At 67.0% G+C, this 13,903-nt stretch carries 12 protein-coding genes; 10 read left to right on the forward strand and 2 right to left on the reverse strand.

Features of this window, described 5'->3' with window-relative positions; translation table 11 throughout:
- Positions 1–80: 80 nt before the first annotated feature.
- Entirely contained in the window at positions 81–752 is a 672-nt protein-coding gene (locus tag AC07YR_RS00165; RefSeq protein WP_436057528.1) for an MSMEG_4193 family putative phosphomutase, read from the reverse strand.
- 93 nt (positions 753–845) lie between these two features.
- Between AC07YR_RS00165 and AC07YR_RS00170 the strand changes: the two genes are divergently transcribed.
- From AC07YR_RS00170 to AC07YR_RS00185, 4 genes are all read left to right on the forward strand, one after another.
- Entirely contained in the window at positions 846–2,234 is a 1,389-nt protein-coding gene (locus AC07YR_RS00170; protein WP_494732723.1) for a sigma 54-interacting transcriptional regulator, read from the forward strand.
- A gap of 45 nt (positions 2,235–2,279) precedes the next feature.
- Positions 2,280–4,283 carry a vWA domain-containing protein gene (locus AC07YR_RS00175; RefSeq protein WP_494732724.1) on the forward strand — a complete coding sequence of 668 codons (2,004 nt, stop codon included), beginning with the start codon at positions 2,280–2,282 and terminating at the stop codon, positions 4,281–4,283.
- Positions 4,284–4,363: 80 nt separating this feature from the next.
- Positions 4,364–5,029, forward strand: a complete 666-nt coding sequence (locus tag AC07YR_RS00180; protein ID WP_494732725.1) for a GntR family transcriptional regulator — start codon at positions 4,364–4,366, stop codon at positions 5,027–5,029.
- Complete coding sequence (locus tag AC07YR_RS00185) at positions 5,026–6,204, forward strand: MFS transporter (protein WP_494732726.1); 1,179 nt, start codon at positions 5,026–5,028, stop codon at positions 6,202–6,204. Before AC07YR_RS00180 ends, AC07YR_RS00185 begins: the two co-directional genes overlap by 4 nt.
- Before the next feature lie 29 nt (positions 6,205–6,233).
- On the opposite strand, the gene AC07YR_RS00190 is transcribed toward AC07YR_RS00185, so the two are convergent.
- On the reverse strand, positions 6,234–6,965 hold the full coding sequence (locus tag AC07YR_RS00190; protein ID WP_494732727.1) for a GntR family transcriptional regulator: 732 nt from the start codon (positions 6,963–6,965) through the stop codon (positions 6,234–6,236).
- A 147-nt stretch (positions 6,966–7,112) separates the two neighbouring features.
- Between AC07YR_RS00190 and AC07YR_RS00195 the strand changes: the two genes are divergently transcribed.
- The 6 genes from AC07YR_RS00195 to eda all read left to right on the forward strand — a co-directional run bounded on the left by AC07YR_RS00195 (position 7,113) and on the right by eda (position 13,882).
- Positions 7,113–8,495 carry an MFS transporter gene (locus tag AC07YR_RS00195; RefSeq protein ID WP_494732728.1) on the forward strand — a complete coding sequence of 461 codons (1,383 nt, stop codon included), beginning with the start codon at positions 7,113–7,115 and terminating at the stop codon, positions 8,493–8,495.
- Positions 8,492–9,526, forward strand: a complete 1,035-nt coding sequence (locus AC07YR_RS00200) for an L-idonate 5-dehydrogenase (RefSeq protein WP_494732729.1) — start codon at positions 8,492–8,494, stop codon at positions 9,524–9,526. Before AC07YR_RS00195 ends, AC07YR_RS00200 begins: the two co-directional genes overlap by 4 nt.
- 82 nt (positions 9,527–9,608) lie before the next feature.
- The gene (manD, locus tag AC07YR_RS00205) at positions 9,609–10,820 is read left to right on the forward strand and encodes a D-mannonate dehydratase ManD (RefSeq protein WP_055806210.1); all 1,212 of its coding nucleotides are present in this window, start codon (positions 9,609–9,611) and stop codon (positions 10,818–10,820) included.
- 8 nt (positions 10,821–10,828) lie between these two features.
- On the forward strand, positions 10,829–11,797 hold the full coding sequence (locus AC07YR_RS00210; RefSeq protein ID WP_494732730.1) for a sugar kinase: 969 nt from the start codon (positions 10,829–10,831) through the stop codon (positions 11,795–11,797).
- A gap of 71 nt (positions 11,798–11,868) precedes the next feature.
- Entirely contained in the window at positions 11,869–13,254 is a 1,386-nt protein-coding gene (locus AC07YR_RS00215) for a mannitol dehydrogenase family protein (protein ID WP_494733013.1), read from the forward strand.
- Entirely contained in the window at positions 13,247–13,882 is a 636-nt protein-coding gene (gene eda, locus AC07YR_RS00220) for a bifunctional 4-hydroxy-2-oxoglutarate aldolase/2-dehydro-3-deoxy-phosphogluconate aldolase (RefSeq protein WP_436057536.1), read from the forward strand. The genes AC07YR_RS00215 and eda overlap by 8 nt, the downstream gene beginning before the upstream one ends.
- The last annotated feature ends 21 nt before the right edge of the window (positions 13,883–13,903 follow it).

A 13,903-nucleotide genomic window follows, 5' to 3' on the forward strand; every position in this document is an offset into this window, starting at 1 on the left:
TGGCCGCTCACACGAGCGGCCACGGGAAGCGCATGCCAGTGCGGGATTGTAGACCGCGCCCTGAGTCGACAGGCCCTGAGTCACGGCGCCCTCAGCCCGTTCAATGGTTCCAGGGTCGAATTCACCATGAGGACGGCAGGGGGCCGACCCTCGCCGTAGGAAATGACCGAGACCGAGCCCGGGCTGATGAGGATCCGCTGGAAGTGATCCAGTTGAGTACCCAAGGCGTGGGCCACGGCCGCCTTGATCGGGTCGGCATGCGAGAAACACACGACGACGCCCCCGGCGTGGGCGGAGCGCATCACCTCAAGTGCTCCGACTATCCGCGCCTGCATCTGCGCGAAGCTCTCGCCGTTCGGGAAACGGAAAGTTGACGGGCTGTTCTGTACGGTCTGCCAGTCCGGCAGGACCGCCAGGTCGGCGAGCGCGACGCCGGTCCACTCGCCGACGTCGCACTCGATCAAGCCGGCGTCCTGATTCACGTCACGCCCGGTGGAGGCGGCCGTGGGCTCTGCCGTCTCGCGGGCGCGTTCCAGTGGTGAGGAGTAGATGGCGTCGACGCCAAGACCCGTGAGCCGTTCCGCGACCCGTACTGCCTGGGCACGCCCGCGCTCGGAGAGATGCAGTCCCGGGGCCCTGCCCGGAAGCACCGTGCCCGTCGTCGGCGTCTCCCCGTGGCGCACCAGAAGGACGAGGGTGTCCTCCGGCCCCGGGGGTGGGGTGGACGGTGCCGAAGCCATTGCTGCAGTCATCAAAATCCAGCGTAGGCCGTGGCGCGGACCCGCAGGTGAAAAACCGGGGAAATTCCCTCGATTCCCCGGACCGTGGAGGTCTACGGTAGAGAGGTGAGTGATCGTCCCGATATCTTCACCGTTGGCGAACTGCATGCCGCCGGCCACGTCCACAAGGATTTGCGCCACGAGATCCGCGGCAACCTGCTCGCCGCCCTCGCCGCCGGACGTGATCCGTGGCCGGGGATGTACGGTTTCAGCCGGACCGTCCTTCCCCAGCTTGAGCGCGCCTTGATCGCCGGGCATGACGTCGTATTGCTCGGTGAGCGGGGACAAGGCAAGACACGGCTCCTGCGAACCCTGGTCGGGCTGCTTGACGAGTGGTCGCCGGTGATCGAGGGCTCGGAGCTGAACGAGCACCCCTTCGAACCGATCACGGAACACTCCCGCGCCCGCGTGCTCACCGAAGGCGACCGGCTGCGTGTTGCCTGGCGCCACCGCTCGGAACGTTACGTTGAGAAGCTCGCCACGCCGGATACCTCCGTTGCCGACCTCATCGGCGACGTCGACCCGATGCGGGTGGCCGAAGGCCGGCGGCTGGGGGACCCGGAAACCATCCACTACGGCCTGGTTCCGCGCTCCAACCGCGGCATCATCGCCATCAACGAACTGCCCGACCTCGCCGAGCGGATCCAGGTCGCAATGCTGAACGTCATGGAGGAACGCGACATCCAGATCCGCGGCTACGTGCTGCGGCTGCCCCTCGACGTGCTCGTCGTCGCGTCCGCGAACCCGGAGGACTACACCAACCGCGGCCGGATCATCACGCCCCTGAAGGACCGCTTCGGCGCCGAGATCCGTACCCACTACCCGATAGAGCTGGACGACGAGGTCTCCGTCATCCGGCAGGAGGGGCGGCTGGTGGCCGACGTCCCGCCCGTCATCCTCGAGATCCTTGCCCGCTACACCCGGGCGCTGCGGCTATCCCCGGCCATCAACCAGACCTCCGGAGTTTCGGCACGGTTCGCCATCGCGGGTGCCGAAACCGTCGCCGCCGCAGCGCTGCGCCGGGCGAGCGTGCGCGGTGAGGGCGAGGCGGTCGCGCGGATCATCGACCTCGAGCCCGCCGTCGAAGTCCTCACGGGCAAGATTGAGTTCGAATCGGGCGAGGAAGGGCGGGAACAAGCCGTCCTCGACCACCTCCTGCGGACTGCCACAGCTGAAGCCGTGCGGGCGCACTTTCATGGGATCGACCTCGGCCCGCTCGTTGCCGCGCTTGACGGTCACAGGACAGTGACCACGGGGGAACATGTCACCGCGCGGGAGTTCCTCGAAAACCTGCCGGCCCTTGACTCGTCCAGCCTCTACGACGAGATCAGCGGACGCCTCGACGCCAGGAACGACGGGCAGCGCGCCGCCGCAATCGAACTTGCCCTGGAAGGTCTCTACCTTGCCCGGCGGATCTCCAAGGAGTCCGACGACGAGGAGACGATTTACGGCTAGCAAGTAAGCCACAGTAAAAAATACGGCTAGGGGATAGGCGGCATCATGAACGCTCACAGCCGGTCCAAATACGGCCGGTACAGGGGAGGACCCGACCCGCTCGCACCGCCGGTCGACCTGGCTGAGGCGCTCGACGCGATAGCCGAGGACGTCATGGCAGGCTACTCGCCCCGGCACGCCCTGCAGGAGTTCCTCCGGCGAGGAGGCCGTCACCGGGAAGGCCTGGACGACCTCGCCGGCCGCGTACAACAGCGCCGGAAAGAACTCCTGAGCCGCCACCGGCTGGACGGCACCCTCAGCGAGGTCCAAAAGCTGCTCGACACCGCAGTGCTGGAGGAACGCAAGCAGCTGGCCCGCGACGCGATGATGGACAACACGGACCGCGCACTCAGGGAGATGCAGCTGCAGAACCTGCCTTCATCCACGGCGGCAGCGGTCAACGAACTCGCCTCCTATGATTGGCAGTCGAGCACCGCATGGGAAGCCTACGAGCGCATCAAGGACCTGCTGGGCCGCGAGGTCCTCGACCAGCGGTTCGCCGGCATGAAGCAGGCGCTCGAGAGCGCCACGGATGAGGACCGCGCGGCGGTGAACGAGATGCTGCGGGACCTGAACGAACTGCTGGACAAGCACCGGCACGGCGAAGACACCGACGCGGACTTTCAGGAGTTCATGGCCCGGCACGGACACTTCTTTCCGGAAAATCCACAATCCGTCGAGGAGCTGATCGACGCGCTGGCCCAGCGCGCAGCCGCGGCCCAGCGGCTCCTGCAATCCATGTCCCCGGAGCAGCGCGACGAGCTGATGCGCCTGTCCGCCCAGGCATTCGGCTCGCCCGAACTCATGGCCCAACTCGATCAGCTCGACTCCAGCCTGCGTGTACTGCGCCCGGGAGAAGACTGGAATGGCTCCGAACGGTTCGAGGGTCAGGAGGGGCTCGGGCTGGGCGACGGTACCGGCGTGCTTCAGGATATCGCCGAGCTCGACGAGCTGGCCGAACAGCTCTCCCAGTCCTACAACGGATCACGCCTTGATGATCTGGACCTTGACGCGCTGGCCCGCCAACTCGGGCAGAATGCCGCCGTGTCGGCCCGCACCCTCGCCGAAATCGAGCGGGCCATGCAGGACGGTGGCTACCTGCGGCGCGGCGCCGACGGGGACCTCCGGCTGTCCCCGCAGGCCATGAGGCGGCTCGGCAAGTCACTGTTGCGGGACACCGCCAAACAGCTGTCCGGCCGGCAGGGGCGCCGGGACACGCGTGTCGCCGGGACCGCCGGCGAGCAGACGGGCTCAAGCCGTCAGTGGGAGTTCGGCGACGCCGGGCCGTGGGACGTTACACGCACCATGACAAACGCAATCCGCCGGACCGTGGCCGACGGCGGCGACCCGGGCCGCGGATTACGGCTTCGAGCGGGTGACATCGAGGTGACGGAGACGGAGGCGCGCACGCAGGCTGCCGTCGTCCTGCTCGCCGACGTATCGTTTTCGATGGCCGCCGAAGGGCGGTGGGTGCCGATGAAGCGCACCGCACTCGCCTTGCACCATCTCGTCTCCACCCGGTTCCGCGGGGACCGGCTGCAACTGATCACGTTCGGCCGCTACGCGCGGACCATGGACATCGGCGAGCTCACGGCCCTGCCGGCCTTCCGGGAGCAGGGCACCAACCTGCACCACGGGCTGCTGCTGGCCGGCCGGTTCTTCCGCCGGCACCCGTCAATGCAGCACGTCCTCCTCGTGGTGACGGATGGCGAGCCCACCGCGCACCTGTTGCCGGACGGGGACTCGTGGTTCGACTACCCGCCGGCCCCGGAGACCATCCGCGTCACGATTGCCGAGCTCGACCGCCTTGGCCGGGCAGGAACCCAGGCCACGTTCTTCCGGCTGGGCGATGACCCGGGCCTCGAGCGGTTCGTCCAGCGCATGGCGCGCCGAATCGACGGCCGGGTGGTGGCGCCGGAAGCCGGCGACCTCGGGGCTGCCGTTGTGGGGGAGTACCTCCGTGCTCATTTCCGCGGCCGTCCCTTCGACGATGCCGACTGGGCTTCTTAGGGCAGCTTCCCGCGCCTTCACCGTCGCCAGCGATCGTACTTGTATAGTTGTATACAAGTACACGAGTTTGGAGATCGCCAGTGGTCGAATCACAGTCCCGGAATACCGGAGCGCACCTGGTCTACGGCGAGCTAAAACGCCGGATCCTCAGCCTGGAACTGAAGCCGGGGGAGCGGATCTATGAACCGGCAATGGCAACGGCGCTTCAGGTCAGCCGGACGCCGCTGCGGGAGGCAATACGGCGGCTGATCTCGGAAAGCCTGCTGGAACAGCAATCCACGGGAGGCGTGCTTGTCCCGACCCTGGACGAGGGAATGATCGCCGAGCTGTACGGCGTCCGCGCCGCCCTGGAATCCCTGATGGCCCGTGAGGCATGCGCCAAAGCGACGCCGGCCGATATCGCGAACCTGGAGGGGATCGTGGAACGCAATGCGGCCATGGTGAAGTTCGCCGACGAAGCCATGAAGTACGGAATGGCTCTGCACGCCGCCATCGCGGACATAGCCGGAAATTCCTGGGCGCAGAGGTTTCATGACCAGGTCTCCAGCCAGATGGAACGCTACCGCCACTTCACCAACAGCACACAGGAACGCCGCGACCACGCTCTCGCCGAACACCGCATCCTGGTGGAGACCCTTGCCTCGGGCAAGCCGGAAACGGCCGCCAAGATCGCTTTTGACCATGTCGTCGGCGCCCGGGACGCAGCGGTGCGCGCCGTCTCCGGCACCGCCCCCGTCATCCCGTGATCGGCGAACTGGGCCGCCGTTCGGCGCTGGCACTTCTCCTTCATTCGACGCTGATCCAGGCCGTGACGTTCCTGGTCCGGCCGGCAACCACCTACCGGGCGCTGGAACTGGATGTGCCCGGATATGCCCTCGGCGTCCTTGCGGCCAGCTACGCCGTCTTTCCCCTGCTGCTGGCCGTCCCCACCGGCGCCCTCGTGGACCGGTTGGGCGAGCGGCGGCTCATGGTGATCGGATCCGCCGTCGTGCTCGGCTGTTCCATTTTCCTGCTGTTCTGGGGAACCTCAGTCCCCGCGTTGGTTGTGGGCACGGCGCTACTGGGCGCAGGCCAGCTGGCTTGTGTTGTGGGGCAGCAGGCCGTCGTGGCGAACAATGCCGTGGCGTCAGGGCTTGACTCCGCGTTCGGATACCTGACCTTCGCGGCGTCTTTGGGGCAGGCGCTTGGCCCGCTGGCAATCTCCGTGGTGGGCGGAGCTTCCGTCCGCCCGGACACGCAGGCAATTTTATTTCTCTCTGCCGGCATGAGCCTGGTTCTCTTCCTGACCACCTTCGTGATCTCGACGAAGGCCACCGGAAGGAAGTCCGCCGTCACGGCGACGGACGGCTCGCAGGGAAGTGTTGCATCCCTGCTCAGGACGCCGGGGCTGGTCCGGGCACTGGCAACCAGCGCCACGGTGCTGGCCGTGGTGGACCTGACGGTGGTTTACCTGCCTGCGCTCGGTACGGAGCGCGGCTTCAGCGCGGCCACGGTGGGCCTCATGCTCGCGGTGCGGGCCGGGTTCTCGATGGTTTCGAGGCTGGGGCTCGGGCGCCTGTCCCGGAGATTCGGCCGGGGGCGGCTCATGGTTTCAAGCCTGGCGCTCTCCACCGTCGCGCTGGCCGTCGCCGCGATTCCGATGCCGGAGTGGCTGCTCTTCGTGGTGATGGCCGGACTGGGCCTGGGGCTGGGCATCGGCCAGCCGCTGACCATGTCCTGGCTTTCTGCCCAGGCCCCGGACGGACAGCGCGGAAAAGCTCTGGCCCTCCGGCTTGCCGGGAACCGGGTGGGGCAGGTGGTGCTGCCCAGCGCCATCGGGGTTGTGGCCGCCGGGCTCGGGGCGGCCGGAGTGTTCCTGGCGTCAGCGGTTGTTGTGGGCGGAACGCTCCTGCTGGTCCGCGGCGTCCGCCTGGACGACTAGCTATCACCCCTGTCCGACGCCGTGTGCTCTCATGCCAGCCGGGCGACACTTCGGCGTGTGGGCCGCAGGGCCGCGCCGTCGGAAAAAAGTTGCGGCGTTGCCTGCTGAATCCGCTGGACATCCTCAAAAACGCCCCGCAGGTGCAGCCGCAGGGAGCTGTCGGCGTCCGCCAGGTTCCTGGCTTCAAGCGCGTCCACCACTGCAGCGTGCTGCTGGATCAGGGTTGCTATCGGCCTGGTGTCCAGAAGGCTCAGGCGGCGTGCGCGGTCCAGATGCGCCTTGGCCGAGTTGACCGCGGCCCACGCGGATTCGTGCCCGGCAAGCCTCAGGAGCTCGCGGTGGAAATCTTCGTCCAGCCGGAAGAACTCATCCACGTCGCTGGCGGCATCAGCGTCCGTTTGGCTTTTGAGTATCACGCGTAGTCCGGCAATTCCCGCTGCGTCGACCGATAGGTCGCGCAGGGACGCGCATTCAATGGCCTCGCGGACAAACTGAGCCTCGGATACCCGCCCGAGGTCCACGAGCGAGACAAAGGAACCGATCTGCGGGTACACCTGCACCAGTCCCTCCTCCCTGAGCAGAATCAGGCTCTCCCGGACCGGCGTGCGGCTGACACCCAGTTCCTGCGCCAGCTCATTCTCGGAGAGCGGCTCACCCGGAGGCAGCTGGAGGGAAATAATGCGACGCCGCAGCGTCTCCAGGGTCTGGTCACGCACAGAGAGCCGCGGGGACTGTCCCTTGGCGGGTTTATCGGATGCCATGCCCCCAGTCTATTCTCTTGACACACTAGAATGGTAGTGCTTGTATGGTAGTAGTTAGTGAGGTGCCGCCGGTCACAACGACCAACCGCCGGCCTTCTTCCTTTCACTCACCCCCTTCATTTTTCATCGCCTGCAAAGGAGCACCAGATGACTGAGAGCATCGCGCCGCCCACCGCCCGGCCGGAGACCAAACCCACGAAGGAACTGGCAAAGGTTGCCGTTTCCGGATGGCTGGGAACCGCCATGGAATTCATGGATTTCCAGCTCTACTCCCTGGCAGCAGCCATCGTCTTCAACAAGATCTTCTTCCCCGACGTGAGCCCGGTCATTGGTTTGATCGCCGCGATGGCGACCTACGGCGTCGGCTACGTTGCCCGGCTCGCCGGCGCCGTCTACTTCGGCCGCATGGGCGACAGGATCGGCCGCAAGAAGGTCCTCTTCATCACCATCGCGCTGATGGGTGCGTCAACAACCCTGATCGGCGTTCTTCCCACCTACGCGATGATCGGGATCTGGGCCCCCATCCTGCTGGTTGCATTGCGGCTGGCACAGGGCTTTGGCGCCGGCGCCGAGATCGCCGGTGCCACCGTGATGCTGGCCGAGTTCGCCCCGGCCCGCCGCCGCGGCCTCATCTCCTCCCTCGTGTGCCTCGGCACGAACTCCGGGACGCTCGCCGCGTCGGCGCTCTGGGCGCTTCTGGTGAGCACACTTCCGGAGGACCAGCTGTTGAGCTGGGGCTGGCGCATCCCGTTCCTGTTCAGCTTCGTACTGATGATCTTCGCCGTGTGGGTCCGCCGCTCCCTCAAGGAAAGCCCGGTCTTTGAACAGCGGGCCGATGTTGTGGACGGCGTGGCACTCTCCAAGCGGGAAATCGCCGCGGCAGACGAGCTCGCCAAGACCAGCACCATCGAAGCCGCCCTGCACCAGCGCAAGGGAAAGGCCTTCCTGATCGCCCTGGGCCTGCGCTTCGGGCAGGCCGGCAACTCCGGGCTGGTGCAGACATTCCTGGTCGGCTACCTCGCCACAGTCCTGCTGGTGGACAAGAGCGTGGGCACCACCGCCATCGTGTACGGCTCGCTGCTTGGCTTCCTGACCATCCCCGTCATGGGCATGCTCGGTGACCGCTTCGGCCGGCGGCCCCTCTACCTGGTGTTGAGCACGCTGACCGCCCTGTTCGCCATCCCCATGATGCTGATGGTCACCAGCGGAAACACTGCGCTCATCACCGTTGCCATGGTGGTCGGCCTCAACCTTGGCGTGCTCAGCCTGTTCGCCATGGAAAGCGTCACGATGGCCGAGTTCTTCGGAGCCCGCACCCGCTTCACCCAGCTCGCCCTGGCCAAGGAAATCGGCGGCATCCTCGCCACCGCCATCGGCCCGCTGCTGGCTGCAACCCTCACTGCCATCACCGGGCACTGGTGGCCGCTTGCTGCGATGCTCATCGGCTACTCCCTGATCACCCTGATCTCAGCCTTCGTTGGGCCCGAGGTCCGCGGCCGCGACATGGTCCGCCTGGAAGACGCTGTATGAAAGCCGTCGTAGTCCACGGAGCGAACGACCTCCGCATCGACGACCGGCCCGAGCCCGTTGCCGGCCCCGGTGAAGTAATCATCGACGTCGAATGGGGCGGGATCTGCGGCTCGGACCTCTCCTACTGGCGACACGGCGCCTCGGGGACGGCGGCGCTGAAGTCGCCGCTCGTCCTCGGCCACGAGGTCGCCGGCCGGATCGCCCAGCTGGGCGCCGGAGTACGGAACCTCGACGTCGGCCAGCCTGTCACGGTACATCCGGCGGAACTCGTGGGGGACGGCATAATGCCGGACCGCCTGGCCGGACGCACCAACCTGTACCCGCAGATCAGGTACTTCGGATCCGCAGCCTTTGACCCGCACACCGACGGCGGGTTCAGCGAACGCAAGCTCGCCAAGGCAACCCAGATCCGGCCGCTGCCCGACGGCGTGGACACCCTGCACGGCGCGCTTGCCGAACCGCTCGCCGTCGCCATGCACGCAGTCCGGAGGGCAGGACCGCTGACCGGCAAGGACGTACTGGTCAACGGTGCCGGACCCATCGGCTCGCTGGTGGTTGCAGCAGCCAAGTTCGCCGGCGCCAGAAGCGTCATTGCCGCCGACATCAACGACTCCGCGCTGCAGATTGCAAAAGCCATGGGTGCGGACCACATTGTGAACGTGTCCGGCGGCGGCAGCCTCCCGGAGGACATGGAGCTGGTCTTCGAAGCTTCCGGCATCCCTGCGGTGCTGGGCGGTGTCCTGCGCGCCACTGCCCGCGGCGGAACGCTCGTCCAGGTCGGCAACCTGCCCGGCGCACCGGCCCCCGCAGCGCTCGGTGACCTGGTGACGCGGGAGATCACGTGGATCGGCTCGTACCGGTTCGTTGATGAGATCAGCGACGCCCTCCGGGCCATGGCCTCGGGGCTGGACCTCTCCCCGGTTATTACGCATACGTTCGGGATCGACCAGGCGGCCGAGGCCATGCGCGTCTTCGGCGATCCGGAGTCCGGAAGCAGCAAAGTCATGCTGCGGCTCAGCCCGACTGAGTAGCAGCAGGTGTCGTTTTGGCGGCTCAAAACGACACCTGCTGCGACCTACTTGCATCCATCCCACACATCTGAAGGACCAACCAGTGAAGATCACCGACGCACGGGTAGTGGTTTCGTCTCCCGGACGGAATTACGTCACGCTCGTTATTGAAACCGAGGACGGTATCACCGGCATCGGCGACGCCACCCTCAACGGCCGCGAGCTGGCCGTGGCGTCCTACCTCTCGGAGCACCTCTGCCCGCTGCTGATCGGCCGTGACGCGCGCCGGATCGAGGATGCGTGGCAGTACTTCTACAAGGGTGCCTACTGGCGCCGCGGACCGGTGACCATGACGGCGATCGCTGCCATCGACGTCGCCCTCTGGGACATCAAGGGCAAGGCCGCCGGCATGCCGGTGTACGAACTCCTCGGTGGTGCCGCCCGCGAAGGCGTCATGGTCTACGGTCACGCCAGCGGCTCAACCCTGGAGGACCTCAGCGCCGACTTCCAGCATCACCTGGACCTCGGCTACAAGGCCATCCGTGCCCAAGCTGCAGTTCCGGGGCTGGAGAAGACGTACGGAATCGCACCGGTGGACGGCAAGACGTATGAACCTGCCAGCGGCAACGTGCCGCAGGAGGATATGTGGGAGACCACGTCCTACCTCGACTTCGCACCGAAGATGATGGCGCACGTGCGCGAACAGTTCGGCTACGGCGTGCACGTCCTGCACGACGTCCACCACCGCCTGACGCCGATCGAGGCCGGCCGGCTGGGCGCGTCCTTGGAACAGTACCGCCCGTTCTGGATTGAGGACCCCACCCCTGCCGAGGACCAGTCCGCGTTCCGCCTGATCCGCCAGCACACCACCACGCCCATAGCTGTCGGTGAGGTGTTCAACTCGATCTGGGACTGCCAGCAGCTGATCACTGAGCGGCTGATCGACTACATCCGTACGTCCGTTTCGCACGCGGGCGGCATCACGCACTTGCGCCGTATCTTCTCCCTCGCGGACCTCTACGGGGTGCGCTCCGGATCGCACGGTGCCGGCGATCTCTCCCCGGCTTCGTTCGCCGCCGCCCTGCACGTGGACATGAGCATCCCGAACTTCGGCGTCCAGGAATACATGGGCCACCGGGAACCGGCCAACGAAGTGTTCACCACCTCGTTCACCTTCAACGACGGCTACATGCACCCCGGGGACGCTCCCGGCATCGGCGTAGAGTTCAACGAGGACGCGGCCGCCCGCTTCCCCTTCGACCCCAAATATCTCCCCATCAACCGGCGGCTCGACGGATCGGTGCACGACTGGTGAACAACGCAATGCCCGAAAACGAGAACCAGCCGTTCGACGTCGTCGTCATGGGTGAAATCCTGGTGGAGGTGGCTACCGACGTGGCGTTCGGCCACGGCGTGCCTGCCCGGCTCGGCATTTCCGGCGACGCCCTGAACGTCGCCGCTGCTGCCGCCGCGGCGGGAGCCCGCACCGGGCTGCTGGCAGTGCTGACCGACGACGACCTCGGCCAGGCGATCGCCGCCAGGATCGCGGAACTCGGCATCTCCACCAGCCTGCTGAAGTTCAGGACCGGACAGCAGGGCGTCTACCTGGTGCACTCCGATCCGGAAGGGCAGCGCGAGTTCTCCTACGCCCGCAACGGAAGCGTCGGGTCCAGCCTCGGCCCCGACGACGTCGACCCGGCCGTGTTCGCGTCCGCCGGCGCCGTGGTGGCCGGCGGAATCGCGTGCGCCATTTCTGACACATGCCGGGCGGCGGTCTTCAAGGCTGCCGATCTTGCCGGCCGCTTTGTGTTCGATCCCAACTTCCGCCCCCGGCTCACGTCCGTGGAGGACGCGACGGCGGCGCTCCTGCAGCTCGCGCCGCAGAGCCACCTGGTGACCCCGTCCTTTCCCGGCGAAACGTCTGCCCTGCTGGGCAGCGCTACGCCGGCCGAGGCTGCCGCCGGGCTGCGTGGCCTCGGCGCCACCAACGTGGCCGTGACCTGCGGCGCAGAAGGAATCCAGCTGGAGGGCGAGGGGCTGGACAGCACCTGGATTGACTCGATCCCTGCCCCGGCAGTGGTGGACCAGACCGGGGCCGGTGACGCGTTCGTCGGCACGTTGTCCGCCCGGATGGTGCTGGGCGATACCCTTCCCGAAGCAGCCCGGCTTGGTGCAGCGGCGGCATCCCTGGTGGTGGGCGGCAACGGCGGCACCGGCTTCATTCCCACCCTTGACCAGACCCGCGCCCATGCGGCCGGCGCCGCCAAAGGAGAACTGACATCGCACGCCTAAGCAACGCCGCGCTTGCAGCCGCCGGGACCCGGAAGGCACTGCTGCCCCGCGAAGACCTTCGTCCCGGCATCATCCACCTCGGACTCGGAGCCTTTGCCCGCGCCCACACCGCGGTATTTACCGAAAATGCCATGCTCGCATCCGGCGATTTCAGGTGGGGGATCGTGGGGGTGACCCAGCGTTCCGATACCGTCGTGCAACAGCTGGCGCCGCAGGACGGCCTGTTTACGGTCGCCGAACGGGGAAACGGCGCGTCCCCGCTCCGGGTTGTTTCCAGCATCGTTGAGGCCATTTCCGGGAGGGACCATCCGGAAACGGTGGTGGACCGGATCGCCGCCGCCTCCACCCAGGTCGTGACGCTGACGGTGACTGAGAAGGGCTACCGGATGCATCCGCAGACCGGATCACTTAACACCGACGACGAACAGGTGCAGGCGGACCTCGCCGGACTCCCGCCGCAGACATCCATCGGGCAGATCGCCCGCGGCATCCAGCAGCGGGCCCGCACCGGCGGGGGTCCGCTCACCGTCCTCTCGTGCGACAACCTCCCGGGCAATGGTGAACTCACCGGTACCCTGGTCCGAGCCTTTGCTGCCGCACTCCCGGACGCTGAATCCGGGCCGTTGGTTGCCTGGCTGGACGCCAACGTGACGTTCCCGAGCACCATGGTGGACCGGATGGTGCCCGCCACCACGGAAGGCGACCTTAACGCCGTCGAACGCGAACTGGGGCTCCGGGACGAGGCTGCCGTAGTGGCTGAACCCTTTATGCAGTGGATTATCGAGGACAGCTTCGCCGGTGACCGGCCGGCGTGGGAGGAAGCCGGCGCGGTCTTCAGCACCGACGTTGCGGCCTGGGAAGCAGCCAAACTGCGCCTGCTCAACGCCAGCCACTCCATGCTGGCCTATCTTGGGCTGGCCACCGGCAAGGCGACCATCTGCGACGCCGTAGGAGAGGACGCGTTCCGCACAGCCTGCAGCCGCATGATGGCGGAGGACGCGCTGCCCACCATCGAACTTCCGCCCGGGCTTGACGGTAAACGGTACTGCGCGCAGGTCCTGGAGCGCTTCGCCAACACGGCCCTCGGTCACACCACCGCCAAGGTGGGCAGCGACGGTTCCCAAAAAATCGGGCTGCGGCTGCTGACTACAGTCCGCGCAACCCTTGACGCCGGCCGCGAACCCCGCTGGGCTGCCCTCGCCGTCGCCGCCTGGATGCACCACGTGGCGTCCACCCCGACGACGGAACTCAACGATCCGCTCGCGGCCGGGCTCCACGCTGTATTGCCGGTGTCGCGCTCGGCGGAAACTGTGGTGCCCGCGCTGCTTGGCTTCAGCAGCATCTTCGACTGCGAACTCGCGGTCCATCCCGGATTCACTGACCTGCTCCTGCACTGGTACCGCCTTATCGACACCCACGGCCTGGAAGGCCTGAGAAATGAGATCAACCATGGCTGACGCCACCAGCGTCCTGCACGTTTCACCCGTCATTCCTGTGGTCACCATCGAGGACCCGCAACACGCTGTGCCGGTGGCCCGGGCACTGGCCGACGGCGGCGTCCGCATCATCGAACTCACCCTCCGCACAGCGAGTGCCCTGACGTCGATGAAGCTCATTGCCGAAGAAGTGCCTGAGATCCTCGTCGGGGCGGGGACCGTGCTGACTCCGGGCCAGGCCGATGCCGCCGTCGCCGCCGGCGCGCAGTTCCTGGTCAGCCCGGGCGTCACCCCGTCCCTGCTGGACCACCTTCTGACGCTCGGCGTGCCCGTCCTGCCGGGTGTTGCCACCGTGGGCGAGGTCATGGGCGTCCTGGAGCGCGGCCTGACCGCCATGAAGTTCTTCCCCGCCGGACCGGCCGGCGGCCCCGACTATCTCGCGGCCATCGGGGCACCCATCCCGCAGGTGCAGTTCTGCCCGACAGGTGGCGTCAGCCTTGGCTCCGCACCCAAATACCTTGCTTTGCCGAATGTGGCCTGCGTGGGCGGCAGCTGGCTTACCCCTCGCGGGGCAATCGAGAATGGGGACTGGCTGCAGATCACCACACTCGCGCGCGAAGCTGCCGGACTTGGGCTGAACCAGGGCTGAACCCGGCGGTAGCGGAACGGG

The sequence above is a fragment of the Arthrobacter sp. GW460-12-1-14-TSB2 genome, from assembly GCF_059423525.1.

Bases quoted from the DNA above. Each gene is read 5' to 3' on its own strand.
- AC07YR_RS00165 (WP_436057528.1), bottom strand. From the start codon at position 752: ATGACTGCAGCAATGGCTTCGGCACCGTCCACCCCACCCCCGGGGCCG.
- AC07YR_RS00175 (WP_494732724.1), top strand. From the start codon at position 2,280: ATGAACGCTCACAGCCGGTCCAAATACGGCCGGTACAGGGGAGGACCC.
- AC07YR_RS00190 (WP_494732727.1), bottom strand. From the start codon at position 6,965: ATGGCATCCGATAAACCCGCCAAGGGACAGTCCCCGCGGCTCTCTGTG.
- AC07YR_RS00195 (WP_494732728.1), top strand. From the start codon at position 7,113: ATGACTGAGAGCATCGCGCCGCCCACCGCCCGGCCGGAGACCAAACCC.
- AC07YR_RS00200 (WP_494732729.1), top strand. From the start codon at position 8,492: ATGAAAGCCGTCGTAGTCCACGGAGCGAACGACCTCCGCATCGACGAC.
- AC07YR_RS00210 (WP_494732730.1), top strand. From the start codon at position 10,829: ATGCCCGAAAACGAGAACCAGCCGTTCGACGTCGTCGTCATGGGTGAA.
- eda (WP_436057536.1), top strand. From the start codon at position 13,247: ATGGCTGACGCCACCAGCGTCCTGCACGTTTCACCCGTCATTCCTGTG.